The organism is Micromonospora sp. DT231, assembly GCF_049847025.1.
Lineage (GTDB): Bacteria > Actinomycetota > Actinomycetes > Mycobacteriales > Micromonosporaceae > Micromonospora.
Window position 1 is genome coordinate 448,944 of the sequence record NZ_JBNCNO010000002.1, and the last position, 26,786, is coordinate 475,729.

At 70.8% G+C, this 26,786-nt stretch carries 20 protein-coding genes and 2 pseudogenes; 8 read left to right on the forward strand and 14 right to left on the reverse strand.

All coding sequences use genetic code 11. The annotated features are described in order from the left end of the window. Window positions 1-292 precede the first annotated feature (292 nt). The 6 genes from ACPXBU_RS06960 to ACPXBU_RS06985 all read left to right on the forward strand — a co-directional run bounded on the left by ACPXBU_RS06960 (window position 293) and on the right by ACPXBU_RS06985 (window position 12,314). Window positions 293-1,672, forward strand: coding sequence for an ABC transporter substrate-binding protein (locus tag ACPXBU_RS06960; RefSeq protein WP_425757215.1), 1,380 nt, complete (start codon window positions 293-295; stop codon window positions 1,670-1,672). Between the two features lie 87 nt (window positions 1,673-1,759). Continuing rightward, window positions 1,760-2,716 (forward strand): carbohydrate ABC transporter permease, encoded by a 957-nt coding sequence (locus ACPXBU_RS06965; protein WP_393365425.1) that lies wholly within the window; start codon window positions 1,760-1,762, stop codon window positions 2,714-2,716. An 11-nt stretch (window positions 2,717-2,727) separates the two neighbouring features. Continuing rightward, window positions 2,728-3,615 (forward strand): carbohydrate ABC transporter permease, encoded by an 888-nt coding sequence (locus ACPXBU_RS06970; protein WP_425757218.1) that lies wholly within the window; start codon window positions 2,728-2,730, stop codon window positions 3,613-3,615. Between the two features lie 140 nt (window positions 3,616-3,755). Further along, on the forward strand, window positions 3,756-5,375 hold the full coding sequence (locus ACPXBU_RS06975; protein WP_393365429.1) for a glycoside hydrolase family 13 protein: 1,620 nt from the start codon (window positions 3,756-3,758) through the stop codon (window positions 5,373-5,375). A 144-nt stretch (window positions 5,376-5,519) separates the two neighbouring features. Beyond that, the gene (locus ACPXBU_RS06980; RefSeq protein WP_425757220.1) at window positions 5,520-8,420 is read left to right on the forward strand and encodes a discoidin domain-containing protein; all 2,901 of its coding nucleotides are present in this window, start codon (window positions 5,520-5,522) and stop codon (window positions 8,418-8,420) included. A gap of 189 nt (window positions 8,421-8,609) precedes the next feature. Then, window positions 8,610-12,314, forward strand: coding sequence for a discoidin domain-containing protein (locus tag ACPXBU_RS06985; RefSeq protein WP_425757222.1), 3,705 nt, complete (start codon window positions 8,610-8,612; stop codon window positions 12,312-12,314). A gap of 1 nt (window position 12,315) precedes the next feature. Here the strand turns inward: ACPXBU_RS06985 and ACPXBU_RS06990 are convergent, their stop codons facing one another. Further along, on the reverse strand, window positions 12,316-13,116 hold the full coding sequence (locus ACPXBU_RS06990) for a crotonase/enoyl-CoA hydratase family protein (protein ID WP_425757224.1): 801 nt from the start codon (window positions 13,114-13,116) through the stop codon (window positions 12,316-12,318). A 196-nt stretch (window positions 13,117-13,312) separates the two neighbouring features. Between ACPXBU_RS06990 and ACPXBU_RS06995 the strand changes: the two genes are divergently transcribed. Next, window positions 13,313-14,167, forward strand: a complete 855-nt coding sequence (locus ACPXBU_RS06995; protein ID WP_393365436.1) for a DUF2231 domain-containing protein — start codon at window positions 13,313-13,315, stop codon at window positions 14,165-14,167. Between the two features lie 540 nt (window positions 14,168-14,707). On the opposite strand, the pseudogene ACPXBU_RS07000 reads toward ACPXBU_RS06995, so the two are convergent. The 12 genes and pseudogenes from ACPXBU_RS07000 to ACPXBU_RS07055 all read right to left on the reverse strand — a co-directional run. Next, window positions 14,708-15,787, reverse strand: a pseudogene (locus ACPXBU_RS07000) (LysM peptidoglycan-binding domain-containing protein); the annotation flags it as partial. A 14-nt stretch (window positions 15,788-15,801) separates the two neighbouring features. Then, entirely contained in the window at window positions 15,802-16,248 is a 447-nt protein-coding gene (locus ACPXBU_RS07005) for a pilus assembly protein TadG-related protein (protein WP_393365438.1), read from the reverse strand. Further along, window positions 16,245-16,712, reverse strand: a complete 468-nt coding sequence (locus ACPXBU_RS07010; protein ID WP_425757226.1) for a TadE/TadG family type IV pilus assembly protein — start codon at window positions 16,710-16,712, stop codon at window positions 16,245-16,247. Before ACPXBU_RS07010 ends, ACPXBU_RS07005 begins: the two co-directional genes overlap by 4 nt. After that, a complete protein-coding gene (locus tag ACPXBU_RS07015; protein WP_425757227.1) occupies window positions 16,709-17,155 on the reverse strand; it encodes a TadE family protein in 447 nt (148 codons plus the stop codon). The genes ACPXBU_RS07010 and ACPXBU_RS07015 overlap by 4 nt, the downstream gene beginning before the upstream one ends. Before the next feature lie 5 nt (window positions 17,156-17,160). Then, a complete protein-coding gene (locus ACPXBU_RS07020; RefSeq protein ID WP_425757229.1) occupies window positions 17,161-17,391 on the reverse strand; it encodes a hypothetical protein in 231 nt (76 codons plus the stop codon). 25 nt (window positions 17,392-17,416) lie between these two features. Next, window positions 17,417-18,286 carry a type II secretion system F family protein gene (locus ACPXBU_RS07025; RefSeq protein ID WP_393367035.1) on the reverse strand — a complete coding sequence of 290 codons (870 nt, stop codon included), beginning with the start codon at window positions 18,284-18,286 and terminating at the stop codon, window positions 17,417-17,419. Between the two features lie 58 nt (window positions 18,287-18,344). Next, window positions 18,345-19,291, reverse strand: a pseudogene (locus ACPXBU_RS07030) (type II secretion system F family protein). Beyond that, a complete protein-coding gene (locus ACPXBU_RS07035) occupies window positions 19,252-20,793 on the reverse strand; it encodes a CpaF family protein (protein ID WP_425757231.1) in 1,542 nt (513 codons plus the stop codon). The pseudogene ACPXBU_RS07030 and the gene ACPXBU_RS07035 overlap by 40 nt, the downstream one beginning before the upstream one ends. Next, window positions 20,783-21,583 (reverse strand): ParA family protein, encoded by an 801-nt coding sequence (locus tag ACPXBU_RS07040; protein WP_425757233.1) that lies wholly within the window; start codon window positions 21,581-21,583, stop codon window positions 20,783-20,785. Before ACPXBU_RS07040 ends, ACPXBU_RS07035 begins: the two co-directional genes overlap by 11 nt. A gap of 2 nt (window positions 21,584-21,585) precedes the next feature. After that, window positions 21,586-22,245: an SAF domain-containing protein gene (locus ACPXBU_RS07045; RefSeq protein ID WP_393365449.1), complete on the reverse strand. Its 660-nt coding sequence runs from the start codon at window positions 22,243-22,245 to the stop codon at window positions 21,586-21,588. Continuing rightward, window positions 22,242-23,207 (reverse strand): hypothetical protein, encoded by a 966-nt coding sequence (locus tag ACPXBU_RS07050; protein ID WP_425757235.1) that lies wholly within the window; start codon window positions 23,205-23,207, stop codon window positions 22,242-22,244. The genes ACPXBU_RS07045 and ACPXBU_RS07050 overlap by 4 nt, the downstream gene beginning before the upstream one ends. Further along, complete coding sequence (locus tag ACPXBU_RS07055; protein WP_393365453.1) at window positions 23,201-23,767, reverse strand: hypothetical protein; 567 nt, start codon at window positions 23,765-23,767, stop codon at window positions 23,201-23,203. The genes ACPXBU_RS07050 and ACPXBU_RS07055 overlap by 7 nt, the downstream gene beginning before the upstream one ends. An 826-nt stretch (window positions 23,768-24,593) precedes the next feature. Between ACPXBU_RS07055 and ACPXBU_RS07060 the strand changes: the two genes are divergently transcribed. Further along, window positions 24,594-25,268: a prepilin peptidase gene (locus tag ACPXBU_RS07060; RefSeq protein ID WP_425757554.1), complete on the forward strand. Its 675-nt coding sequence runs from the start codon at window positions 24,594-24,596 to the stop codon at window positions 25,266-25,268. Between the two features lie 812 nt (window positions 25,269-26,080). Here ACPXBU_RS07060 and ACPXBU_RS07065 read toward each other — a convergent pair. Next, complete coding sequence (locus ACPXBU_RS07065) at window positions 26,081-26,710, reverse strand: phosphatase PAP2 family protein (protein WP_425757237.1); 630 nt, start codon at window positions 26,708-26,710, stop codon at window positions 26,081-26,083. Window positions 26,711-26,786: the final 76 nt, after the last annotated feature.

Genomic DNA, 26,786 nt, shown 5'->3' on the forward strand with positions numbered 1-26,786 from the left:
CGGTCGGCGGCCGTTTTCGTCGCTGCGTACGGCGAGCAGCATCGACCTGCCCGAATGGCCCGCCATAAGGGATCAAAAGCCGTCATATCCGGCTGCTTTCACGAGCTTGCCAACATCTGCCGTAATCACGTCGTGTCCTTTCGGAACAGGGTCGATACCTTGCCGAAATGAGTCCTCCTCGCTACAGTGACTCCACTCACACCTGGCTCCGACGCAGCTACTGGGCGTCAGGTCGTATCACCGCAGATCAGCGAAGGTCATTGGAGTCACCCGTTCCCGAAGGGATGGACAGATGTCCGTACCGCAATACCGAAAGGCTGCGGCGGTTGCGCTCGTGGCCGGCCTGGGGCTCAGTCTCACGGCGTGCTCCACGAAGAGCGACGACAAGGACACGACCGCCGGCGGCAAGGTCACCATCACGGTCGACTGCCAGCCGGTCGGCGCCCAGAAAGAGCTGTTGAAGAACTGGAACGACGACGTCGTCGAGTTCCAGCGGCAGAACCCGGACATCGTCGTCAAGAGCGTCAGCGTCGGCGAGCAGTGCAACAACCCGCCGGACTTCACCGCCCGCCTCGCCGGCGGCACCGTGACCGACGTGTTCTACGGCTACATGACCGACCTTCAGCAGGTGCTGGACTCGGGCCAGGCGATGGACATCACCCAGTACGCCAACAAGGACACGATCTCCACCTGGGACAGCGTCGACCCGGCGATCAAGGAGGTCTTCACCGACGGCGGCAAGCTCTACGCCGTGCCGGTCAAGAACTACTCGATGGGTCTGGTCTACAACAAGGCCCTGTTCCAGCAGGCCGGGCTCGACGTCAACAACCCGCCGAAGACCTGGGCCGACGTCCGGGCCGCCGCCAAGAAGATCTCCGCACTCGGCAACGGCATCGCGGGCTACTCGGAGTACAGCGCCGGCAACACCGGCGGCTGGCACTTCACCTCGCTGCTCTACTCCCAGGGCGGCCGGGTGCTGACCGAGGACGGCAAGAAGGCCGACTTCAACAACGCCCAGGGCAAGCAGGTCCTACAGAACATCAAGGACATGCGGTACGGCGACAACAGCATGGGCGCCCGTCAGTTGCTGCAGTGGGGCGACCTGCTCACCAACGCCGGCGCGGGCAAGGTCGGCATGTTCATCGGCGCACCGGACGCCACCCAGGCGATCGTCAGCCAGTTCCAGGGCAAGTTCCAGGACTGGGCGATGGCTCCGCTGCCCGGCCAGGACGGTGCGGCGAAGGGGACGCTCGGCGGCGGAGAGGGCTACTTCTTCAAGAAGGACCTGACCCCCGAGCAGGTCAAGGCCGGCATGAAGTGGATCGCGTACCAGAAGCTGACGCCGGGCAAGGGTCAGTTCGACTACGTGCGGGCCAAGCCGCAGAACTACCCGGTGGGTCTGCCCCAGCCGCTGCTCTTCGCCAACGGCAGTGCGGCGCAGAAGCAGGAGCTGGAGCTGCGCAAGGCGAACGCGAACGTCGACACGGCGAACTTCGCGCTCTTCGAGGCCACCCCGGTGCCGATCAAGGGTGAGCCGCGCAACGCGCAGGCGGTCTACGCGGTGCTGGATGCCGCGATGTCAGGGGTGCTGACCAACCCGAACGCGAACATCGACGCGCTGCTCAAGACCGCCGAGGAGAAGGTCAACAAGCTCCTCGCCGCGGAGAGCTGACCGATCGTGTGGGGGCCGGGACGCCGACCCGGCCCCCACACCGTCCGCACCACGTCGTCGACGTCACCGACTCAACCAGGAGTTGCCTTGGCGATCACCACCGTCCCGGAGACCCCCAGGAAACCGGGCCGCCCGCCGTCGCCGTACTCGGCGGGGCCGCAGCGCACAAGCCTCGGCCGCAAGGTACGGGACAACCTCACCGGGCACGCGTTCCTGATCGGCGCGGTGCTCTGCTTCGTCGTCTTCTCCTGGTACCCGATGGTCCGCGGCGTCGTGATGAGCTTCCAGCGGACCCGGCGCGGCGAGACGACCTGGGTGGGCTGGGACAACTACTCCCGCATCATCGACGACCCCAGCTTCTGGACGGCCTGGCAGAACACCTTCTACTTCACGGTGCTCGCGCTCGTCCTCGGGTACGTGGTGCCGTTCTTCGTGGCGGTCCTGCTCAACGAGTTCCGGCACGCCAAGGGGTACCTGCGGATCCTTGTCTACCTGCCGGTGATGCTGCCGCCCGCCTCCGCGCTCTACCTCTTCAAGTTCTACGCGTACGACCCCAGCGAGGCGGGGCTCTTCAACGCGATCCTCAAGGCGCTGCACCTGCCCACCTCGCAGTGGATGCAGTCGCCGGAGATGACGATGCCGGCGATGGTGATCGCGTCGACCTGGATGAACATGGGCGGCGCCGTTCTCATCTACCTGGCGTCCCTGCAGGGCATCCCCGGTGAGCTCTACGAGGCGGCCGAACTCGACGGCGCCGGGATCTGGAAGCGGATCCGTCACGTGACGATCCCGCAGACCCGGCTGATCCTCGCGCTCCTGGCGATGATCCAGATCGTCGCCACGATGCAGCTCTTCATCGAGCCCCTGATCCTCGCCAACGGTGCGGGCGCGGAGGACTCCGCGACCACCGTGGCGTACCTCATCTACCAGCACGGGTTCTTCCAGAACGACCTCAACGGCGCCGCCGCACTGGGCGTGATCATGCTCGTGGTGCTGGCTGGCTTCTCCGCCGTGTACCTGCGGCTGAGTGCGAAACAGGACTAGGACGGCGAGGAATGGCACAGGAATCCGGCACCCGGACCCTCATCTCCCATGCCCAGCTCAGTCGGGGGCGCGGCAGGATCATCTACTGGACGCTGCTGGTCGTCGTCGTGGCGGGATTCACTCTCGTCTTCCTCGGGCCGCTCTACTGGATGGTGACCGGCGCGCTCAAGTCCGGCCAGGAGATCGCGCAGACCCCACCGACGCTGTTTCCGAAGGACCCCCAGCCGCAGAACTACATCGACGCCTGGAACAACCTGGAACTCGCCAAGCTGCTGTTCAACACGTTCTACTACGCGATCGGCGCGGTGCTGTTCCAGCTCGTCTTCGATGCGGCAGCCGCGTACTCCCTGTCCAAGCTCCGGCCGATCTTCGGCAACGTGATTCTCGCGCTGATGCTGGGCACGCTGATGATCCCGGCGATGGTTCTCATCGTCCCGCAGTACGTAACAGTTATCGACCTGCCGATCGTGCACCTCAACCTGCTCGACTCGCCGTTCGCTATCTGGTTGCCCCTGGTGGCGAACGCATTCAACATCTTCCTGTTGAAGCGGTTCTTCGACTCGATTCCGGAGGAGTTGATGGCCGCCGCCCTGGTGGACGGGGCGACGTCGCTGCGTACGCTCTGGTCGATCATCCTGCCGATGTCCCGCCCGATCCTCGGCGTCGTCGCGATTCTGGCCATGACGGCAGTCTGGAAGGACTTCCTCTGGCCGAAGCTGGTCATGCCCTCGCCGGAGACCCGGACGGTGAGCGTCGGCATCTACTCCTTCGCGGGCGGAACCCCCGAGAACGTGGTGATCGCCGCGTCGGTCATCGCCGCGATCCCGACAGTTATCGTCTTCCTGATCTTCCAACGCAACATCATGTCCGGTCTGACCACGGGCAGCATCAAGGGATAGCCGGCACCGCATCCTCCCGCGCGGCGAACAACGACAGTTCGCCCGACACATAACCAGGTCCGGCGAACCCGCCGACGTACTGACGCAGAAAGCAGGTGCTCGTGTCCACAGCTGACAGAAGTCCGTGGTGGCGTGGAGCCGTGATCTACCAGGTGTATCCCCGCAGCTTCGCCGACGGTAACGGCGACGGCATCGGTGACATCGCCGGCATCCGGTCCCGGCTGAACCACCTGTCCGCGCTCGGCGTCGACGCGATCTGGTTCAGTCCCTGGTATCCCTCGCCGATGGCCGACGCCGGCTACGACGTGTCCGACTACCGCGACATCGACCCGGTCTTCGGCAGCCTGACCGAGGTCGAGGCGCTGATCGCCGAGGCGCACGCGCTGGGCATCCGGACCATCGTCGACGTGGTGCCGAACCACTGCTCCGACGCGCACCCCTGGTTCCAGGCGGCGCTCGCCGGCGGGCCCGGAGCGCCGGAACGAGACCTGTTCTGGTTCCGGCCGGGCCGGGGCCCGAACGGCGACCAGCGGCCCACGGACTGGGTCGGCGAGTTCGGCGGCGAGACCTGGACCCGCACCACGAACCCGGACGGCACCCCCGGTGACTGGTACCTGCACCTGTTCGCCCCGCAGCAGCCGGACTTCAACTGGGACCACCCCCGGGTACGTGCGGAATTCGAGGACATCCTGCGGTTCTGGTTCGACCGGGGCGTGGACGGCATCCGGATCGACTCGGCCGGGCTCCTGGTCAAGGACGGCGAGTTGCCCGAGGTCCGACCGGACCACCCGCACCCGTTCCACGACCTCGACGGCGTGCACGACATCTACCGGGGCTGGCGTCGGGTCGCCGACGAGTACGCCGACCGTGCGTTGATCGGTGAGGTGTGGCTGCCGGACCGGCAGCGCTTCGCCAACTACCTGCGCCCGGACGAGTTGCACGCCGCGTTCAACTTCGACTTCCTCGGCTGCGCGTGGGACGCCTCGGCGCTGCGCGAGAGCATCGACGGGACGCTGAGCGCGCACGCGCCGGTCGGCGCACCGGCCACCTGGGTGCTCTCGAACCACGACGTCACCCGGCACGTCACCCGCTACGGTCGGGCGGACACCCGGTTCAGCTTCGCCGCCAAGCGCGAGGGGACCCCCACCGACCTGGAGTTGGGCACCCGTCGGGCCCGCGCCGCCGCGCTGCTCTCGCTGTCGCTGCCCGGAGCCGCCTACGTCTACCAGGGCGAGGAGCTGGGCCTCTACGAGGTCGAGGACATTCCGTACGCGCTGCGGCAGGACCCGATGTGGGAGCGGTCCGGCCGGATCGACCCGGGCCGGGACGGCTGCCGCGTACCCCTGCCCTGGGCCGGTGACGAACCGCCGTTCGAGTTCAGCCCCGCCGGCGCGGCGGCGCCCTGGCTGCCCCAGCCGGCCGACTGGAAGGACCGGACGGCACGCGCGCAGACCGGCGACTCCGCCTCGATGCTGGAGCTGTACCGGGCGGCGATCCAGGCGCGGAAGGCCGACCCGGCGCTCGGTGACGGTGAGCTGACCTGGCTGCCCGCCCCGGACGGCGTGCTCGCCTTCAGCCGTGGCGGTGGCTTCAGCTGCCTGGTCAACCTGTCCGCCGAGGCGGTGCCGATGCCAGTGCAGGGGGAGTTGCTGCTGGCCAGCGGACCACTCGACGACGGGTTGCTGCCGTCGGACACCGCGGTCTGGCTGCGTACCGCCGAATCCACCGACGTGCCGCGCGCGGCGGACGGCCCGGCCTGACCTGACTCTGCTCGCCGTGGTGCCGGCGGCTCGTCCCGGCCGCCGGCACCACCTCACCCGCGGAAAGGAGGACCGGGGGGAACGCGTCACACCGCACCGACACGGGGGGATCTGGCCTGCCTGACGAAAGGGAGAGCGCAGCTCATGGCCAACCACACCACCGGCACCCCGCACCACCTCCGACACCCGACCCGGGCAGGGTTGGCCGCCATCGCCGCCACCCTGCTCGCCGCCACCTCGGTGACAGTCCTCGCGGTCACCGGCACCGCGACTCCGGCCTCGGCGGCCGGGTTGTCCCCCTTCGACATTTCCGGCCGGGGCGCCACCGTCCCGTTCGTCGAGCAGGAGGCGGAGGAGGCCGCCCACAACGGCTCGAAGATCGGCCCGGACCGGCGCTACGGCACGCTGCCGTCCGAGGCGTCCGGCCGGGAGGCGGTCACCCTCGACAGCGTCGGTGAGTACGTCGAGTTCACCCTCACCGCTCCGGCCAACGCGGTCACCTTCCGGTACAGCCTGCCGGACAGCCCGTCCGGGACCGGCCGGGACGCCGCCATCGACCTGCGGGCCAATGGGTCGCTGCTGAAGTCGGTCCCGGTGACGTCGAGGTACGGCTGGTACTACGGCGGATACCCGTTCAACAACAACCCGGGCGACACGAACCCGCACCACTTCTACGACGAGACCCGGGCGATGTTCGGCAGCACCCAGCCGGCCGGCACGAAGATCCGGTTCCAGGTCTCCTCGACCGCCCAGTCGCCCTCGTTCACCATCGACCTGGCCGACTTCGAGCTGGTCGCCCCGGCGATCAGCAAGCCCTCCGGTGTGCTCGACGTGGTGACCGACTTCGGCGCCGACCCGAGCGGCGCGACCGACTCGACCGCGAAGTTCCAGGCGGCCGTCGACGCCGGTAAGGCCCAGGGCCGGGCGGTCTGGATCCCGACCGGCACGTTCACCCTCTGGGACCACGTGGTGGTCGACGGGGTGACCCTGCGCGGCGCGGGCCCCTGGTATTCGGTGCTCGGCGGCCGGCACCCCACCGAGCGCAACAGGTCGGTGGGCATCTACGGCAAGTACGTCCCCGGTGGCGGCTACACCGGCCCGGTCCGCGCGCACGAGGCGAACGGCCCGAGCCGCAACGTCACGTTGCGGGACTTCGCCATCATCGGCGACATCCGCGAGCGGATCGACGACGACCAGGTGAACGCCCTGGGTGGGGCGATGACCAACTCGGTGGTCGACAACCTGTGGCTGGAGAACACGAAGGTCGGGGCGTGGATGGACGGCCCGATGGACAACTTCACGATCCGCAACAGTCGCATCCTGGACCAGACCGCGGACGGGGTGAACTTCCACACCGGCGTGACCAACTCGACGGTGACGAACACGTTCGTCCGCAACACCGGCGACGACGCGTTGGCGATGTGGGCGCAGAGCGTGCCGAACGTCAACAACTCCTTCACCCACAACACCATCGGCGTGACCCTGCTGGCGAACCACCTGGTCAGCTACGGCGGTCGGGACATCAAGATCACCGATAACGTGACGGCCGACTCGCTGACCAACGGCGGCGGCATCCACGTCGCCAACCGCTATCCGGGCGTGCAGGGCGACACCGCGGTCCGGGGCACCTGGACGATCGCCCGGAACACGTTGATCCGCAACGGCAACTCGGACTACAACTGGAACTTCGGCGTCGGGGCGATCTGGTTCTCCGCCCTCAACGAGTCGTTCCAGCAGGCCACCATCAACATCACCGACACCGACATCCTGGACAGCTCGTACGCGGCGCTGCACTGGATCGAGGGCCAGACCAGCGGCATCAACCTCACGAACGTGCGGATCGACGGCGCCGGCACGTACGCGCTCCAGGTGCAGGCACCCAGCCAGGTGTCCTTCACGAACGTGCGGGCCACGAACATCGCGCAGAGCAACCCGATGCACAACTGCGTGGGCGGTGGCTTCCAGATCACCCAGGGCAGCGGCAACTCCGGCTGGTACACGTCGACCCCGTACTGCGGCCCGTGGCCGGACCCGCAGTGGGGCGGCGGACCCACCACGCCGCCGCCGACCAGTCCGGCACCGACCACGGCGGCACCGACCACGCCGCCGCCCACCACGCCGCCGCCGACCAGCGGGGGGAACCTGGCGCTGAACCGGTCGGCGACCGCGACCAGCACCAACCAGAGCTACACGGCGGCCAACGTGGTGGACGGCAACGCGGCCAGCTACTGGGAGAGCGTCAACAACGCCTTCCCGCAGTCGGTCACCGTCGACCTGGGCTCGGCCCGATCCGTCGACCGGGTGGTGCTCAAACTGCCCAGCGGTTGGGAGCAACGCACCCAGACCCTGTCCGTCCTCGGCTCCACCGACGGATCCTCGTACGCCACCCTGGCGTCGTCCGCCGGTCGGGTGTTCGCCCCCGGCTCGGGCAACTCCGTGTCGATCGGCCTGCCCTCCGGTGACCGCCGCTACCTCCGGGTGACAGTCACCGGCAACACCGGCTGGCCGGCGGCCCAACTGTCCGAGGTCGAGGTGTACGGCGGCACGCAGACCACCCCGCCGCCCACCACGGCACCGCCCACGACCGCACCCCCGACCACGGCGCCGCCCACGACCCCGCCGCCCAGCGGCAACCTGGCGGCCGGAAGGTCGGTCACCGAGACCAGCCACTCCGACGTGTACGCCGCCGCCAACACGGTGGACGGCAACGCGAACACCTACTGGGAGAGCGCCAACAACGCCTTCCCGCAGTCGCTGACCGTGGACCTGGGCGCCAACCGGACGGTGTCCCGCGTCGTCCTGAAACTCCCACCGTCGTCGGCCTGGCAGACGCGTACGCAGACGCTCGCGCTGCTCGGCTCCACGAACGGCTCGTCCTTCAGCACCCTGAAGGCGTCCGCCGGCTACACCTTCAACCCGTCCAGCGGCAACACGGTCACCGTGACCTTCACGGCGACCAGCCAGCGGTACCTGCGGCTGACCGTCACCGGTAACACCGGCTGGCCAGCCGGTCAGCTCAGCGAGTTCGAGGTCTATTCCAGCTAGCTCGGGTGCCCCCGTCCGCCCAGGGCGGGGGCCACCCGATCCGGGCGGTCCGGGGCGACGCGGCCCCGGCCCGCCGACCCCGTCCCCCACACCGCACCGTCCCCCACCTGTCGCGGCACGACGGGCGTACCCCTGCACCCGTCACCGGGCAACGCACCCACACCACCCCCGAAAGAGGTGTAGCCAGCCATGTCGAGAAACGGCCCCACCCGAGGCACCCCACGTACCGGCTCGCCCGGTCCCGTCCCCCGAGGCGGCCGGCTGCCGGCCCCTCGCCGGTTGGTCGCCGGCGCGCTCGCCGGACTGCTCCTCGCCGCGGTCCCCGCCCTCACCCCCGCGACCGCGGCACCGGCGGCCACGCCGGCTCCGGCCCCGGCCGGGTCCGCCCGCGCGGCGCTGCTCGCCGGGCTCTCGGCCACCATGACCGCCAGCAGCTACAACCAGAACTACGTGGCGGGCAACGCCAACGACGGCAACGCGTCGACCTACTGGGAGAGCGCCAACAACGCGTTCCCGCAGTGGATCCAGGCCGACCTGGGCGCCACCGTCAACGTCGACCGGGTGGTGCTCAAGCTGCCGCCGTCGTCGGACTGGCAGACCCGCACCCAGACGCTGTCGGTGCTCGGCTCCACCAACGGCTCGTCCTTCAGCACCCTGAAGGCGTCCGCCGGCTACACCTTCAACCCGGCCAGCGGTAACACCGCGACCGTCAGCTTCACCGCCGCCAGCACCCGCTACGTGCGGGTGCAGGTCACCGGCAACACCGGCTGGCCGGCCGCGCAGCTCTCCGAGGTCGAGGTGTACGGGGCCACCGGCAGCACCGACACCCAGGCTCCCAGCGCTCCCGGCAACCTGGCCTACACCCAGCCCGCCAGCGGGCAGATCCGGCTCACCTGGTCCGCGTCCTCGGACAACGTCGGGGTCACCGGTTACGACGTGTACGCGGGCGGCGCGCTGCGCGGCAGCGTCAACGGCTCGACGCTCACCTACACCGACAGCCAGGCGGACAGCGCCACGGTCTCGTACTACGTGCGGGCCAGGGACGCGGCCGGCAACCAGTCGGCGAACAGCAACACCGTGACCCGGACCGGCACCGGCAACCCGCCGACCGGGAGCAACCTGGCGGTCGGCAAGCCGATCACCGCCTCCGGGTTCGTGCACACGTTCGTGGCCACGAACGCCAACGACAACAACGTGGCCACCTACTGGGAGGGCAACGGCAACCCGAGCACGTTGACCGTGCAGCTCGGCGCGAACGCCAGCCTCAGCCAGGTCGTCGTGAAGCTCAACCCGGACTCGGCCTGGGGTTCCCGTACGCAGAACATCACGGTGCTCGGCCGGGACCAGGGCTCGTCGTCCTTCACCACGCTCGTGGGCGCGGCGAACTACTCCTTCAACCCGGGCAGCGGCAACACGGTGACCATCCCGGTCTCCGGCGCGGCGGCAGACGTCCGGCTCTCGATCGCCTCGAACACCGGCGCCCCGGCCGGGCAGGTGGCCGAGTTCCAGGTCTTCGGCACCCCCGCGCCGAACCCGGACCTGACCGTGACCGGCATGTCGTTCAGCCCGTCCGCACCGGTGGAGACGAGCACCATCACGCTCTCCGCGACCGTGCGGAACGCGGGCTCGACGGCCTCCGGCGCCACGAACGTCACCTTCTACCTGGGCTCCACCCGGGTCGGCACCGCGTCGGTCGGCAGCCTCGCTGCCGGCGCGTCGACAACTGTCAGCGCCAGCATCGGCACCCGGGACGCGGGCAGCTACCCGCTCAGCGCGAAGGTCGACGAGTCGAACGCCGTCGTCGAGTCCGACGACACCAACAACAGCTACTCCAACCCCAGCCCACTGGTGGTCAGCGCGGTCGCCACGTCGGACCTGGTCGCCTCGTCGGTGGCCTGGTCGCCGGGCAACCCGTCGGCCGGCAACACGGTCACCTTCTCGGTGTCGGTGCGCAACGCCGGCAGTGTGGCGTCCGCGTCCGGCTCGCACGGCATCACGCTCACCGTGCTCAACGAGTCCGGCACCGTGGTCCGTACCCTGACCGGCTCGTACTCCGGTGTGATCAACGCCGGTGCGACGGTCGGCCCGGTCAACCTGGGCACCTGGACCGCCGCGAACGGCAAGTACACCGTGCGGGTGGTGCTCGCGGCCGACGGCAACGAGCTGCCGGTCAAGCAGGGCAACAACACGAGCGACCGTCCGCTCTTCGTCGGTCGTGGCGCCAACATGCCGTACGACATGTACGAGGCCGAGGACGGCGCGGTCGGCGGCGGCGCCAGCGTCGTCGGACCGAACCGGGAGATCGGCGACCTGGCCGGCGAGGCGTCGGGTCGGCGGGCGGTGACCCTCAACTCGACCGGCAGCTACGTCGAGTTCACCACCCGGGCCAGCACCAACACGCTTGTCACCCGCTTCTCCATCCCGGACGCACCGGGCGGGGGTGGGATCAACTCCACGCTGAACGTCTACGTCAACGGCACGTTCCACAAGGCCATCGACCTGACGTCCCGGTACGCCTGGCTCTACGGCAGCGAGGCCAGCCCCGGCAACTCGCCGAGCGCGGGCGGGCCGCGGCACATCTACGACGAAGCCAACGTCATGCTCAACTCGACGGTCCCGGCCGGCAGCAAGATCCGCCTCCAGAAGGACGCGGCCAACACCACCAACTACGCGATCGACTTCATCAACACCGAGCAGGTGTCGCCGATCGCCAACCCGGACCCGACGCGCTACACCACGCCGGGCGGCTTCACCCACCAGGACGTGCAGAACGCCCTGGACCGGGTGCGGATGGACACCACCGGCAACCTGGTCGGCGTGTACCTGCCGGCCGGTAACTACTCCACCTCGTCGAAGTTCCAGGTGTACGGCAAGGCGGTGCAGGTGACCGGCGCCGGCCCCTGGTACACCCGGTTCAACGCCCCGTCGGGCCAGGACAACACCGACATCGGCTTCCGGGCCGAGAACTCGGCGGCGAACTCGTCCTTCAAGAACTTCGCCTACTTCGGCAACTACACCTCGCGGATCGACGGTCCGGGCAAGGTGTTCGACTTCTCCAACGTGTCGAACATCGTGATCGACAACATCTGGAACGAGCACATGGTGTGCCTCTACTGGGGCGCGAACACCGACTACATGACGATCAAGAACTCCCGGATCCGCAACATGTTCGCCGACGGCATCAACATGACAAACGGCAGCACCAACAACCTGGTCAGCAACAACGACGCCCGGGCCACCGGCGACGACAGCTTCGCGCTGTTCTCGGCGATCGACGCGGGCGGCGCCGACATGAAGGACAACGTCTACGAGAACCTGACCTCGACCCTCACCTGGCGGGCCGCCGGTGTGGCCGTCTACGGCGGCTACGGCAACACGTTCCGCAACATCTACATCGCGGACACCCTGGTCTACTCGGGCATCACCATCAGCTCGCTCGACTTCGGCTACCCGATGAACGGCTTCGGCGCCAACCCGCCGACCCGGTTCGAGAACATCTCGATCGTGCGGGCCGGTGGGCACTTCTGGGGTGGGCAGACCTTCCCGGCGATCTGGGTCTTCTCCGCCTCGAAGGTGTTCCAGGGCATCCGGGTCAGCGACGTCGACATCGTCGATCCGACCTACAGCGGCATCATGTTCCAGACCAACTACGTCGGCGGGCAGCCGCAGAACCCGATCACCGACACGGTCTTCACGAACGTCTCGATCAGCGGTGCGCGCAAGAGCGGTGACGCCTACGACGCCAAGTCCGGCTTCGCCGTCTGGGCCAACCCGATGCCGGAGGCCGGGCAGGGGCCGGCCGTCGGGTCGGTCACCTTCACCAACCTGCGGCTGAGCAACAACGCGGTGGACATCCAGAACCCCACGACAACCTTCACCATCAACCGCAACTGATCTAGCCAGCACCGGATGCCGCCGGGAGGTGCACCCCTCCCGGCGGCATCGTGCCGTGTCGGCCCTCGCCCGCCACGAACCGGGCCGCACCGGCGAACGCGTCGGTGGCCAGCGAATCCATCCCGTACGCCAACTCGGTAGCCAGCGCCTCCGGCTCGGGCCGTCCGGCGCCGGCCAGCACCGCCGCCCGGTCGTTGCGCAGGCAGGTCTGCGGGTGCCGGGCGATCGCCGCCGCCAGCTCCTCGGCCGCGGCCCGCGCCTGGCCGGGCGGCACCAACCGATTGACCAACCCCATCGAGTACGCCTCCTCGGCCGGCACCGGGCGGCCGGTGAGGATCAGATCCATGGCCCGGCTCTCGCCGATCAACCGGGGCAACCGCACGGTGCCACCGTCGATCAGCGGCACCCCCCAGCGGCGGCAGAACACCCCGAGCGTCGCGTCGGACTCGGCGACCCGCAGATCGCACCAGAGCGCCAACTCGAGCCCACCCGCCACCGCGTACCCGGAGATCGCCGCGATCACCGGCTTGCTGAGCGTCATCCGGGTCGGGCCCATCGGGCCGTCCCCCTCCGGCTCGACCCGGTTGCCGCTCGGCGTACCGAGGGCCTTGAGGTCGGCTCCGGCGCAGAACGTGCCACCGGCCCCCCAGAGCACGGCCACCGCGGCGTCCGGGTCGGCCTCGAAGGCCCGAAACGCGTCCGCCAAGGCCCGAGCCGTGGGCCCGTCGACGGCGTTGCGAACGTCCCCCCGGTCGAGCACCACGGTGCTGACCGCCCCGACCCGCTCCACCCGCACACCCATCCCGCCAGCATGCCCGCCCCGCCCCACCCCCGACAATCTCCGTCGATCTCCGTCGATCTTGCACTTTCGGTTGCCGGTTCGCGGCTTGTGCCCCGGATTGTCGGGACAGAAACTGCAAGATCGGCGGTGTGGGCGGTCCGGCAGGTTTGTTCCCGCCGACCGGTTTGCGACGGCGATCGCCGGGAAGTCGGTACCCGTGCGAGCACTTTTGACGAAAGTTGAGCAGGACGCCCGGCTGGACCGCGCGGGTGACCGGTTGCAGAAGGTCGTCCTGGGGACGCTGCGTCCGCGGCGGCTGCGGGACCTGCTGCACGGGGTGACCCTCGGGCATCCGCTACACCCGGCGATGGTGCAGGTGCCGGTCGGCGCGTGGATCAGCGCCGCGGTGCTGGACCTCATGCCCGGGCAACGTCGACCCGCCACCGTGCTTGTCGGCCTGGGCACCGTCAGCGCGCTGCCGGCGGCGGTCGCCGGGCTGAACGACTGGGCGGCACTCGCCCGGGACCAGCGCCGGGTGGGCCTCGTGCACGCCGCCGCCAACACCGTCGGCCTGACGCTGTACGCCGGCTCGCTGGCCGCACGGCTGTCCGGTCGGCACGGCGTCGGCCGCGCGCTCGGCTTCCTCGGGCTCTCGACCGTCAGCCTCGGGGCGTACGTCGGGGGTCACCTCGCGTACAAGCAGGGGGCACAGGTCAACCAGAGCGTCTCCGAGTTGCATCGGATGACCGACGGCTGGCACTCGCTCGCCGACATGGCGACGTTGCCGCAGCGCACCCTGATCACCCGGGAGGTGGACGACGACATCTCGGTCATCCTCTACCGGCACGGTGACGAGGTGACAGTGATGTTGGAGCGTTGTCCGCACCAGAGCGGTCCGCTCGGCGAGGGCGAGGTGCAGGAGATCGACGGCCACGCCTGCGTGGTCTGCCCGTGGCACGGCAGCGCGTTCCGGCTCAACGGCGGCGAGGTCATGCAGGGGCCCTCCGGCAACGACCAGCAGATCCTGCCCACCCGGATCCAGAACGGCGTGCTCCAGACCCGCCTGCCCTGACCCGCCGGCCCTGAACCGCCGGCCCTGAACCGCCGGCCCTGACCCGCCTGCCTGACCCGCCGGCCCTGACCCGCCGGCCCTGACCCGCCGGCTTTGAACCGCCGGCTTTGAACCGCCGGCTCGATGCCGCTGCGCCGCGACCGCCGTCGCCCAGTTCCCGACAGCTCGTGCTCGACGTGCGGGTCAGCCGCGTCGGTGTCGACCGACCGACGGCCCGTCCGGTACCGAGTCCAGGCCGTGCCCGCCGTCGAACAACCCGCCGTCGGGGCTGCGGCCGGCCCAGCCCTCGTCGCCACCCCAGCCCGACGCGCCAGTGTGCGCTGTCCCGCTGCCGGGAGGTGCGATCCCGCTGCCGTTCGGTGCGGCGCCGCCGTCGCGAGGATGTGTCGGTGCCGTGCCGTTGTCACGCGTCGCTGGCGCTTCGAGGGCCGCGGCCGCCCGCCTGGCGGCCCAGGCGACACCACTTCCCGCCGACCCACCGGTCCGCGCCGCGCTGCCGCCCCGGCTCGTGCTCGCGCCGGCGCTCCGGGCCGCACCGCCCCGGGTACCGCGGGCGGACGCGGCCAGCCGGGGAGCCGCGCCGGCGGTGGCCGGGCGGCGGCGCAGCCCCAGGACCGCGCCGATCTGCGCGCCGACGATGCTCGCCACCGCCAGTACGGCCGAGACGGCGAGCGGCCGGTTCACCCGGTCCTCGGTGCCGGCTCGGGCCGCGCCGACGGTCATCGCGGGCGGTTGGCCCGCCGAATCCGTACCGCTGCTCGGTGGTGGGGCCGGCCGCTGCGGTGCGGCCCGTTCGGGCGCCGGCCGGGGCGCGGGTGGCTTCGGTGCCGCCGGCCGGTCGACGAGCCGTCCGGTGGCGTGCTGCCGGGCACCCTGGTCGGTGGCCTCCGTGGGCAGTCGGAGCAGCTGACCAGGGCGAATGCGGTCCGGGTCGTCGAGCTTGTTCAGCTTGGCGAGCTGCCGGTAGTCGCCGAACTCGTCCAGGTAACGCTCGGCGACCTCGCCGAGGTAGTCGCCCCGGGCCACCCGGTACACAGGCGCGGCCCCGTCGTTGGCGCTCGTGCCACCGGGTGCGGCGAACCCCGTCTCGGCCCTGCCGATCAGCCCGCTCTGCGCCAGCGGGGCCGCCGTGTCGGGCGTCGCGCCCACCCGGGTCGGCGCGGCCAGGGTGGCGGCGGCCGGTGCGTTCGTGCTCGCGTACGTCGGGGCGCCGTAGACGGCCGCGGCGCTGGCGGCGGCCGGACTGGCCGCGAGGATCAGCGCGACCGAGCCGACGAGCGCGGCGGCGGCCTTCTGTTGGCGACTCATCCCGGGCAGCTTCGGCGCCGGGCGGCGCAGGGTCTGCGCCCCCAACTCCACGAGGACGGAGAAGGCGAACGTGGCCCAGCCGAACCAGCCGGCCACCGCCAGTGCCCGCAGAAAGAGCTGGCCGTCGTCTCTGCTGGTCAGCGTGGTGCCGATCTCGGCGACGGTGGGAAGGTGATCAGGGAGGGGATTGCCGGCGAAGGCCAGCAGTGCGATCGGCGCGCCAACCAGCAGCGCACAGAGCACGGCCAGTGCGCCGAGGCCGGTGAGGACGCGTCCGGTCCGCCGTACGACGGACCCAGCCGTTACGGGCATGGCTGCCTTCCTTCCTACGGTGCTGCTGCGGTGATGGCGCGCGCGGTCGCATCGCCGGTGACGGTGACCGACTTGTCGCCGACGAAGGGTCCGAGCATCGAGCGGTTGTAGGTGATCGTGACGGTGACGCGGATCAGGGTCTCCCCGGCGACCTCGGGGAAGCTCACGGTGTGGCCGCTGGTGCCCCCGGCGGCGGTCAGGTAGTTGGCGACCGCCACCACCGCGTCGTCCCTGTCGATCCGGGTCGGCCGGCCATCGATCGCGGCCGCCCGGTCGATGGCCTGACCACCGGCGCGGGCCGCCTCGGCGGCCAGATTCTCGGCATGTTGCAGGGTGCGGAGCTGGCCGGCGCCGTCGAAGGAGAGACCCACGATGGCCAGCACGCCGATCATCGTCACCGCCAGGAAGATGCTCACCCGGCCGTGTTCGCCCGAGCGGGGGCGCCGGACATCCGCGGTCATTCCCGGCCCCGGTAACGGTCCAGTGGTGAGGTGAAGGTCGCCTCGATCTGCCGCTCGCCCGGCATGCCGGGCAGGACGTCGAGCGAGATGTCCCGGAACGACACCAGGCAGACGAGTGTCACCGTCACCGTCGCGTCCGCACCGATCCCGCTGGTGAAGGCGTCGTCGAACGGGGTGGGACTGCCGCCCACCCTGGCCGTGAGTTCCGGCTCCAGATCGTTGGCGCAGGCCAACCCACGCCAGTCCAGCTGATCCTGGATGGCCTTCAGCGCGGCTTGCCGGGCCGTGACCGAGTCCCGGGAGATCGACGCGGCGCGGGCGGCGTCGTGTGTCGCGGCGTCGATCGCCTCCGCCGCCACCGCGGTACGCCCGACGACGCCGGCCAGCACCATCAGCGCGATGAACGCGGGGGCGAGCACCGCCACCTCGATGGAGACCGAGCCCCGCTCGGCGGTGCGGTTCACGGCTCGGTCACCCGCTCCACCGTTCCGTGGGCGGTCTGCCGTATCGCGAAGTCCACGCCCGGCACGACCGACAGGGACCTGCCGTGCACCGTGCAGGTGACCTCGATCTCGTCGATGATCACGCAGGTCGGGCCGGCGCTGTCCCAGCCCACCAGCCAGCCGCCGGCGACCTGGAGGAAGTGGGTCGCGCTGTCCACGCCGGCACCGTTGGGCGCCTGGTACGACCGTTGTGCGTTGACACCGCTCTGCGCGGCGTGCAGGGCGGTCGAGCGGGCGAGGAAGACGGCCGCGACCTGGACCGAGGCGAAGAGCAGCACCAGGATCAGCGGCATCATCACGGCCAGCTCCACCGGATTGGCGCCCCGCTCCCGGTCACCGCCCGTGAGGCGGCGCCGGGTGGCGGTGACCACCCGGCGCCACCCGGGGAACAGGGCTCGGCGCATCCCGGCTACCCGCCCGCGCCTTCGCCGGCGCCGGGGGCGGTGCCTGGGTGGTTCGGAATACCTGTCATCCAGTTGTCGGCCTTGGTCAGGGCCAGGGCGGTGACGGCGATGGCGACGGCGACCAGGCCGGCGATGATCACCGCGGTGGGCACCGGGCTGTCACCGCGCTCACCGTCGCGGCGCAGCTCGGCCAGGCGCGTCGTCAGCACGACGTGCAGGTAGCTGAGGATGGACATGGCGTTCTCCTTCAGGGGGAGGGTTTCAAACACGGGCGACGAACGGGTAGAGAACGAAGCCGAGCAGCACGAAGACCAGAAGTGCGCCCGGGATGTCGAGTCGGCTGGTCACTCCCTCGGCGCGGGCGAGGTTGTCGGTGCGGATCTGGTCGCGCAACGAGTCGGCCCGACTGCGCAGGGTCTCGTGCACCTGCGCCCCCTCGCTGCCGGAGGAGCGCATGATCGCGCCGACGTCGCCCAGCTCCGGGATGCCGATCTTGTCGGCGAGGTCGCGCAGCTCGTCCCAGGGCGCGTGCATCTGCATCTGGGCGATCCGCAGCGACTCCTGGAGCCGATCGAACACCCAGCCGTCGCAGACCGCCGCGGCCCGCTCCAGCGACTGCACCGGCCCGTGCGCGGCGGAGAGCTGCAACGCCACCAGGTCGAGGTAGGTGCACACGGCGGCGCGGAACTCGGCCCGGGCCGCCTCGGCCTTGGTCAGTACGGCCCGGTGTGCCAACAGCCCGCCGATCAGTGCCAGGCCGAGGCTGCCGAGCACAGGTACGACGAGCGGGAACGAGACGCCGAGCACCAGCAGCGCCACCCCGAGCAGGGTCGGCGTGGCCAGCCCGATCAGTGCGGAGAGCAGCACCGACAGCGCGTACTGCTCGGGAGTCTGGCCGATCAGGGCGAGCTGCCGGTGCGGCGGTCGCAACCAGCGGGACAACCCGGTCAGCGAGTCCAGTCGCCGAGAGGCGGGTGTGGCGGCCCGGCCGGTGCCCGGCGGCTGGTGCAGCCGGCGCAGCGCCGGCCCGAGCGCCGGGGTCGCCGGCACCAACTCCCGGACCACCAGGAACACGCCCAACCCGATGCCGGCACCACCACAGACCGCCATGGCGAGCTGCCAGTTCAGCATCATGGGAGCCGCCTTTCGTTCGCGACTGCGGGGCTCCGCTGCGCTGCACTCCTCGCGCTCACGCGATCACCTCGTCCGGGTCGGGCGCCGGCAGGAACCGGGACGGCCGCTGCGGCTGGCTCATCGACCGCACCCAGGCCAGCAGGCCGATGAAGGCCGCGCCGAGGGCGGCCATCACCACCTGACCCACCGGCGAGCCGTACGGCTCGATGTACTCGGCGTTGAGCAGCCCGTACGCCAGGGTGGCCAGGGTCATTCCGGTGAGGAAGCGGACCGCGAACCGGGGTTGCGTCCGCTTGGCCTCGATCTCCCGGCGGGTGGCCACCTCGGCGGATGCCGCGCCGGCGATGGAGCCCAGCACGTCACCCAGCCGTTCGCCCCGGTCCGAGAGGTGCAGGATCAGCGCCGCGACCACCTGGTCACCGACCGGGTCGGCGATCTCGTCGGCGAACGCCAGCAGCGCGGATCGGGCCAGCCAGCCGGCCTGTAGGCGGGCGGCGAGCAGTCGTACCTCGTCCTCGATGCCGGGTGGCACGCTGCCGATCGTGCCGATGATCGACTGCTGAAGGCCCTGCCCGGTGCCGGAGACGTCCTTGAGTCGGCGGGTCCACTCGCCCACCGCCTCGATCCGGGCGATCGCCCTCTGCTCGGCCCTGCCCACCCCGAACAGCCACGGGGTGCCGGGCACCGCCACCGCCACCAGCAGACCCACCACCGGCAGCCCGGTCAGCAGGAACGCCAACGCGCCGGCACCGAGCGCGGCGACAAGCAGCGTCTGGTAGGCCCGCTGCTCGGCCACGGTGGCGCCCGGCCCACGCCACAGTCGACCGAGACCCGGCCCGGCTCCCGGACGAGGCCCGGGTGGCCGGCGGGTGCCGACGAGCGCGACCACGGCCAACAGCAACCCGGCCACACAGGCGGCCCCGGAGACCACCGCGATCAACTCAAGGCTGGCCAGCATCAGGTCACCGCCGGGCCAGTCGGGTCTGCCGGGGGCGTCGCCACGCGCCGGCGCCGGCCTCCACCCACCGGGTCAGCAACCGCACGTCGTAACCCACACGCAGCAACTGGTCGCGGACCCGCTCCGGCAGGTGCCGGGGGACCGCCCGACCGTCCGGGCCGGGCCCGAAGACCGTGGTGGTGGTGATCCGACCGGCCTCACCGGCCCCGATCACCTCCTCCACGTGGGAGACGAACCGGTGTTTCCGCCCGCCGATGGCGGTCTCGTCCTCGATGGTGACGTAGACGATCAGGTCCAGGGCGTTGCCGGCCATCCGGCGGGCCTGGTCGACTGTCATCTCGCGGCCGTGCGCCAACGCCAGCTCGACGATCCGTTCGCCAACCCCGGCGGCCGTACGGGCGTGGATGGTGCACATCGAGCCCCGGCTGGTGGTCATCGCCTGCAGCATCGGCACGATCTCCCGGGACCGCACCTCGCCCACGATGATCCGCAACACGCCCATCCGCAGCGACAGGGGGATCAGGTCGGCGATCGTCACCTCACCGGCCGGACGGCCGTCGAAGCCGCGCTCCCCGTGCCCCTCCCGGGCCTCGAAGCTCATCACCGCCCGGTGCCGCTCCCGGCGGCGGGCCGGCAACAACTCGCGGCTCTCCTCCAGCAGCACGTACGGCTCGTCGGGCGGGATCTCGTTCATCAACGCCCGGATGATCGTGGTCTTCCCGGCGCCGGCCAACCCGGCGACCATGATGTTCAACCCGGCGCGCATCGCCGCGCGCAGGAAGTCGCGCAGCAGCGGATCGATCATCTCGTCGAGGTCACCCCGGGTGCCCGCGATGTCGTCGAGGCTCACGTCCAGCGTGTTGTGCTTGCGGATCACCGCGTACGGCCGGTGGCTGACCAGGAACACCGCCGCCAGCCGGCTGCCGTCGGGCAGTTGCAGGTCGAGGGTTGGCTTCACGGTGGACAGCGACCGCTCGGTCGCGCCCGCCCGGCGGGCTGCCGCCTGGAGGATCTCCACCAGTTCGGCGTCGCTGTCGGCGATCGGCTCGGCCCAGTCCACCCCACCGCCGTGCCTGGTGATGCGCACCTGGTCGCAGCCGAGGATGTGCACCTCCTCGATGGTGTCGTCGACGAGCAGCGTCTGTAGCCGACCGAGCCCCACCAGCTCGGCGGTCACCTGGTCGAGCAGCAGACGCTCGTCACCGGCAGCCATCGGGGTGCCGGCCCGGCGGACGAAGTCCGCGTACTGGGCGACCACCGTGACGGCCAGCCGGGCCCGTTCGGTGTCCTCCTCGTCGGCCGTGAACTCCCGGCCGCGCTGCCACAGGGTGAGCCGTTCGGTGAGTTCCCGGCGTAGCTCCCGGACCACCTGGAAGTCCATCCGGGGCCGCGGCGCCGATGCCGTCGGCGGTGTGGCGGCGGGCGTCGGCTGCGGCATCGGCACGGGCTGTTGGTGCCGGCCGTTCGGCCCGGCCAGCGGCGGCTCGGTGGAGGTCGCGCCCGGTGGCTGTTGGCGAGGATCCGTGGAGACCGGCTCAAACCGCATCCGGGACCCCCTGCTGCACGGGCCACGCCAACCGGGCCTGCCGCCGGTCCAGGAGCGCGCCGATCGGCACCTCCAACGCGGCGGCCGCGCGCATCAGCGGCCGTCCGGTCCGCACGGTCCCGCCCAGGGCGAGCACCCCGGCGGTACGCGGATCGTGTGGCAGCCGTGCGATGACAGGCAGTTTCAGGGCGCGGCTGATCTCGGCTCGCCCGTGTCCGGCGCCGACCAGCAGCAGCCGCAGGGTGCCGGGCGGCACCCGGTGCTCGGCGAAGTCCCGTTCGATCGCGGTGACCACCGCGCGGGTGCCGGAGAGGTCCGGCAGGTGCGCCCGGGTCACCAGCAGCACCACCGAGGCCGCCCGCAGCACCGGCCACGGTGGTCCGGTCACGTGCAACCGGCCGCAGTCGACCAGGACGTCGTAGCCGGGGGTGCCACGGTCGAGGGCTGTGAAGTAGTCGGCGAACCGCTGCCAGAGCGGGGTGACGCTGCCACCCTGGGCCGGGTCGACAAGCCCGGGCAGCAGCAGTCGTTCCCGGCGGGGAGCGTCCAGGTCGACCAGTTGCGACCAGAACGCGGTCTCCAGGTTGCCGTCGCGCAGCTCCCCCACGGCCAGTTCACCGATGCCGCGGGGGCCGTCCAACTGGCCGCCGAGGTAGCCGGCGAGGATCGAGCCGCCGGCCGGATCGCACTCGGCGAGCACCAGCCGTCGGTGCCAGGCCAGTGTGCAGGCCAGCGCGGAGGTCGTGACGCCGGGCGAACCCTTCGCCGACACCAGCGCGATGATCGCCATGCTCAGGCCGCTTCGGTCAGCACGACGGCGATGCGCGCCTGCGCGGTGAGGGCCACCACCGCGGGCACGTCCCGGGTGGGCAGCGCCAGGTACAGCACCTTGGCGTCGTTGGCCGGGCTGACCATGTCGATCACGGTGGCCGGGAACCTGGTGCTGACGGCGGCCGGGTCCCCGTTGGTGCTGCGGTCCGGGGTGCTGATCAGCAGCACCTTGTCCCCGGGGTGCAGTTGCCGGGCCGGCACCTGGGCGGTCTTGAGGCCGAGCGCGATCTGCTGCTGGTCGGGGCCGAGCAGCGGATCGGCGGTGACCTGCCCCAGGGTGAGCAGGGTGCCCGGGACCAACTTCACTGCGGCCCGTTTGCCGACCACCTCGTCGAGCCGGCCGGCGGGCACCGGACGCAGCCCGTGGCCGCCGGCGACCTGCACGGTGATCAGGTCTGCGGCGCTGACCTCCCGGCCCACCTCCACCGGCCGGGCGACCGCGAGATAGCTGCCGGTGGCCCGGACCGAGGTGACGGCGAACGCCGCGCCCAGCCCACCGAGGGCGATCAGGAGTACGGCGAGGCCGAGCAACCCGGGGCGGACCCGACGTTGCCGGACCACCTTGGGCGGGTTGACGGGTGCGTCGACCGACCCGGTTCCGTTGCGCGTCGCGAGGCTCATCGGGTCACCACCTGGAGTTCGTTGATCTGGATCGGTACGACGCCGCTGTTCCGGGTCACCGGGATCTCTCCGCTCTGCCCACCGCCGTTCCAGGTCACCTTCCAGTGCGTGGTGGCGGTGACGTCGTACTTACCGGCCTTCTGGTAGCCCTTGTGGTAGCCGCAGGTCGGGGAGGTGCGGCCGGCAAGGTCCTTGTCCGTCGCGACGTACGGGGTGCCGGCGTCGGGGCAGGACACGTGATCGCCGTTGCCCATGTCCCAGACGATCTCGCTGACCTCCGCCGTGATGTCGACCCTGACGTCCCGATCGGTCTCGTCGGAATAAAGCGGGCCGAAGTAGGCGGTCTTCTGCTCGGACCACATCCACACCGGCAGGCCGACCAGGCCGGGGCCGTTCTTCTTGCGGGGTGCGACCGCCAGCGGCGCCCGCTCCAGCGTGATCTTCGCCAGGGCGCGTCGGGCCAACTCCGCCGGGTTCGGAGGCGCGCCGAAGCCGGGCGGCTCCTCCCGCAGCACCACGGTGATGTTGCCGACGTCCGTGCCGTCGTTGCAGGTCTGTACGTACCAGTGCTGACCCTCGGGTGCCTCGTTCTGCGGCTCGGCCAGCTCGTAGTAGCAGCCGTCGGCGCTGTTGAACCAGCCCTTGAGGTCGTCGTAGCAGGGCACGGTCCGCCCTTCCCACCGGCAGACGCCACCGCCACCGCCACCGCCGCCGTCATCGTCGTCGCCGCCACCGCCGTTGTCGCCGCCGCCGCCCGGGTTGCCGGGTTCGTCGTCCCAGACGCTGCAGTCGGGCTGGTCGGGCGGGCAGTTTGCCCCCGGGCCGGCGCGCCGAGCGGCGGCGGCCGGCAGGGTCGTGCCGACCACCAGGAGGAGCGCGAGCCCGATCCCGGCGAGGGCCCGCCGAGCTGTCGAGGCCCGGGGGGTACGGGTGAGAACGTCCCCTCCGGCCCGGGTCAGCACGGCTGCTCCCGGTGCAACGCGCCCGAGTTGATCAGCCAGCGGCCGTCGGGATACCGGGTCGCCGTGGCGGTGGAGAGGTGCCTGCCGCCCCCGCTGCCCGGCACGACACGCTTGTCCTTGGCGTAGACCAGCCGGTAGCCGGTCAGGTCCAGGCAGTCCTGGATCTCGACGGTGGCCGGGTTCGCGTCCAGGCTCACGGCGGTCACGGTCGGGTCCGACTTCAACGTCCCGGTACGCACGGCACCGTGCTCCTTAGCGTCGCGAATGGACAATTGCACACGGGTCAGAAGTGGATCAGCGAGAAATCGGGACAGTTCCGGCGCGCGCGGATCACTGCGTCCACTCGCCGTCCGCGAGGCCGCCAGATAACCGGCGTACGCGTCGAGCGCCGCCTTTTCGGCAGCGTGTCGTTCACCGTCGGGAGTTGCCTGTTGCCCGTCGTCCTGGGCCGCCGCCGGCCTTTCGACGGCCTCCCGCCCGCTGGCGCAGGCGGTGACCGGCGCCGCCGCCACGACCGCCAGCAGGCAGATCGCCGCTCGTCTGAGCTGCCGTCCGCGCACCGTCGAGCCTCCTCGTGGTCGCCCGGCGTGGTGACGGATCACCGCCGCAGGGCATGCGGAAGCGCGCCCGGATCAGCACATCCGGAGCCGATCATTGCGCTTCCGCATTCACCGTTACGGATCTTCTACAAATGCAGGTCCCATGTCCTCGGGTGGTTAAGGTGAGGCTTGCGTCACACCCAAGGGGCGAGCATAGGCTGACGCTCGCCGATGCAACAGAGGCAATTCAACCGAACACTCTGCGTGATGATGGGTGGTGGTGACAGGTGCCCGCGCTACGTCCGGCGCAATTGTGGTGCGAGCGATCGTCAGTGGCCGGGCGGCGTCGCGCCGGATCGGCCCGGCGGAGTCTCGTCACCGACCCTGGGAGTGGGACATCGCGGCCTCATCCCGGCATCCCGGCGGGTTTGTCGACCTGTCGACGACAGGCCCCGCCCGACGGAGTGCCCGGCCCCGATCCGGCGGAGGGTGCCGTGCGGTGGTCGGGTGGGCAGGTCGCTTTCCGCGCCATCCGCCACACCGCAGCGATCGTTCCGTCACGATCCGTGTTCGCCATCCCGGGGCGACCCCTGTGCGCAATGGCGGGGACATGGCGCTGACCGGCCCCCCCGCGGCCGTCCCCGGTCGGGAAAACCCACCCGATCGGAGACCGGTGCCCCCGCCGTCCGGTGGCCCGGCGTCCCCGCCGTCCGGTGGCCCGGCGTCCCCGCCGTCCGGTGGCCTGGCGTCCCCGCCGTCCGGTGGCCTGACGGCACCCGCCGCGGCCGTGGCTCGCGTCCGGGTCCCGACCGTGCTCGCGTTCCTCACGGTCGGCCCGCTACTGCGGATGGCCGCGCTGCGTTACGCCGTACCCCCGGGCCTGCCGGACCGGACCGGCTGCGACGCCTGCGGCGCCCCGGTGAGCCTGACCCGACCCTGGCCCGCGCTGGGCCCGGCGGCCCGGTGCGGACGCTGCCGCGCACCTGTCGGCCCACCGCCGGGCACGGTCGAGCTGGCCGGGCTCGGCGCGGTGCTGCTGCTGGCACTCGTCGGCCCGTCGGGCGGGGCGCTGCCGGCGCTTGCCTGGTGGCTCGGCTGGACGATCCCGGCGGTCTTCGTCGACCTGGCCGTGCACCGGTTGCCGGATCGGCTCACCCTGCCGGCGGCGGCCGGTACGTGGCTGCTGCTCGGCGTCGCCGCCGCCCTTGCCGGCGAGCCGGGGCCGTGGCTGCGGGCTGCCGTCGGCGGCGCGGGGCTGGCGCTGTTCTTCGCCAGCACCACCCTGCTGCTGGGCCGCCGCGGGTTCGGGCTGGGTGACGCCAAGCTGGCGCTCGGTGTGGGGGCGCTGCTCGGCTGGTACGGCTGGCCGGTGCTGCTGCTCGGGCTACTGCTCGCTTTCGGGCTGTCCGCGCTGGTGAGCGTGGGCCTGCTGGCCACGCGTCGGGCCCGCTGGAGCACGCACCTGCCGTTCGGCCCGTTCCTGCTGCTCGGCACGGTAGGCGCGCTTTTACTAACCGGCTGACGCCGCCCGCCGCCCGCCGCTGCGTGCTCGCCGCCCGCCGCCTACCGCTCGCCTCCAAGATCGTGCTCGATCCTGGATCGAGTGGTATCGCGGCGACCGGAGGCCACTACAAGCAGGACAACGTCGTTGCGTTAGGGCGAGCGGTTGTTCGTCAATGGGCACTGTCTCGCCGATCATGCTGTTGTGCCGGGGTGGTCTTGTCCCCCGACCCGGGTTGATCGGCCAGGGGTGCGTGGGGTGCCGGTTGGCGGGGCAGGCTCTGCGTGTCCGGGGGTGGTCGGAGGTCCTTTGCTCTGCACCCGTGGGTGCGACGGCTACGGTCTGTGACCGGTGCCTATTGGGGTGCAGAGCAAAGGACGGGCGACTCGTGCACCTTGCCCGACGGGGCGGTTGGTGATCGAGGTCGTACCTGGCCGGCCGCAGCGCCAACGCAACCACGTGGAGATCCAGGACAACGCCGTTGCTGTGGGCGGAACCATTGCTCGTCAACCGCGCTGCCTTGCCGATCACGGAGTTGTGGCGTGCAACAGAACGCCTATGAGGCCCCAAACCCGGCACCAGGACTAGGTGGTTGCCGGGTCTGGACTGCCTCCGCTCGGCGATCTTGTACTTTCTGTCCCGACATAAAGGGGCATATCATCTATATCGACAACCGAAACTGCAAGATCGCGTGAACTTCTCGCGAGACGCACTCTGATCTAGCTGCACTCTTCAGGAGTCCCGTATCCAGCACGTGTTGACCTGTCGGCCACGGCGCTGACGCAACGGCGTTGACAACCAGGATCGAGCGTGATCGTGGACGGCGCGGGGGGTCACTGGCGGGTGCGGCTCGCCAGTTTCGGGACCGGGCGCTCGGCGCGGTCGGTCCGACGGCGTAGCGCCTCGGCGGCCGGGCGCGCCAGTAGCGGGGTTGCCAGCACGGCGACCAGCGCGCCGAACAGCACGCCCGCGATCACGTCGTGCGGGTAGTGCACGCCCACGAAGATCCGGGAGAAGGCGCCCAGCGCGGCCAACGGCAGCGCGACCAAGCCGAGTCGGCGGGAGAGCAGGAGCGTGGTCACCGCCAGTGCGCCGGCGATCGTGGCGTGGTTGCTGGGGAACGACCAGTCGCCCGGGGGTGGGCAGGCGCCCGCGATGATCGCCCGCCCGACGGTCCGGCAGGGGCGTTCCTCGTCCACCACGGTCTTGAGCCATTCGCTGCCGGCGTACGCGAGCAGCGCCGGCAGGGGCGCGACCAGGGCGAGGGCCCGGTCGTGCGGACCGCCGGACCGACGGGTCAGCGCGGCCAGCACCAGCAGCGCGCCGAGCAGCAGGATCACCCCCTCGGTGGCGTGCCCGACGAACCACTGCACCGGCTCTGGGCTGCTGGCGGCGGCGTCGACGACATCGCGGTACCACTCAGCACTGATCTCCGGAACGTCCATGCTGCCGTTGGCGGCCATGCATCACCTCACCTCACGTTCATACCTTGTTCATCTCCGGGACACCCTAGGAACGCGGCAGCGGGTAGCGGAGCAG

Coding starts and splice junctions, on each gene's coding strand:
- ACPXBU_RS06960 (WP_425757215.1), top strand. CDS start 293: ATGTCCGTACCGCAATACCGAAAGGCTGCGGCGGTTGCGCTCGTGGCC.
- ACPXBU_RS06970 (WP_425757218.1), top strand. CDS start 2,728: ATGGCACAGGAATCCGGCACCCGGACCCTCATCTCCCATGCCCAGCTC.
- ACPXBU_RS06980 (WP_425757220.1), top strand. CDS start 5,520: ATGGCCAACCACACCACCGGCACCCCGCACCACCTCCGACACCCGACC.
- ACPXBU_RS06985 (WP_425757222.1), top strand. CDS start 8,610: ATGTCGAGAAACGGCCCCACCCGAGGCACCCCACGTACCGGCTCGCCC.
- ACPXBU_RS06990 (WP_425757224.1), bottom strand. CDS start 13,116: ATGGGTGTGCGGGTGGAGCGGGTCGGGGCGGTCAGCACCGTGGTGCTC.
- ACPXBU_RS07005 (WP_393365438.1), bottom strand. CDS start 16,248: ATGACCGCGGATGTCCGGCGCCCCCGCTCGGGCGAACACGGCCGGGTG.
- ACPXBU_RS07015 (WP_425757227.1), bottom strand. CDS start 17,155: ATGCGCCGAGCCCTGTTCCCCGGGTGGCGCCGGGTGGTCACCGCCACC.
- ACPXBU_RS07020 (WP_425757229.1), bottom strand. CDS start 17,391: ATGTCCATCCTCAGCTACCTGCACGTCGTGCTGACGACGCGCCTGGCC.
- ACPXBU_RS07025 (WP_393367035.1), bottom strand. CDS start 18,286: ATGCTGAACTGGCAGCTCGCCATGGCGGTCTGTGGTGGTGCCGGCATC.
- ACPXBU_RS07035 (WP_425757231.1), bottom strand. CDS start 20,793: ATGCGGTTTGAGCCGGTCTCCACGGATCCTCGCCAACAGCCACCGGGC.
- ACPXBU_RS07040 (WP_425757233.1), bottom strand. CDS start 21,583: ATGGCGATCATCGCGCTGGTGTCGGCGAAGGGTTCGCCCGGCGTCACG.
- ACPXBU_RS07045 (WP_393365449.1), bottom strand. CDS start 22,245: ATGAGCCTCGCGACGCGCAACGGAACCGGGTCGGTCGACGCACCCGTC.
- ACPXBU_RS07060 (WP_425757554.1), top strand. CDS start 24,594: ATGGCCGCGCTGCGTTACGCCGTACCCCCGGGCCTGCCGGACCGGACC.
- ACPXBU_RS07065 (WP_425757237.1), bottom strand. CDS start 26,710: ATGGCCGCCAACGGCAGCATGGACGTTCCGGAGATCAGTGCTGAGTGG.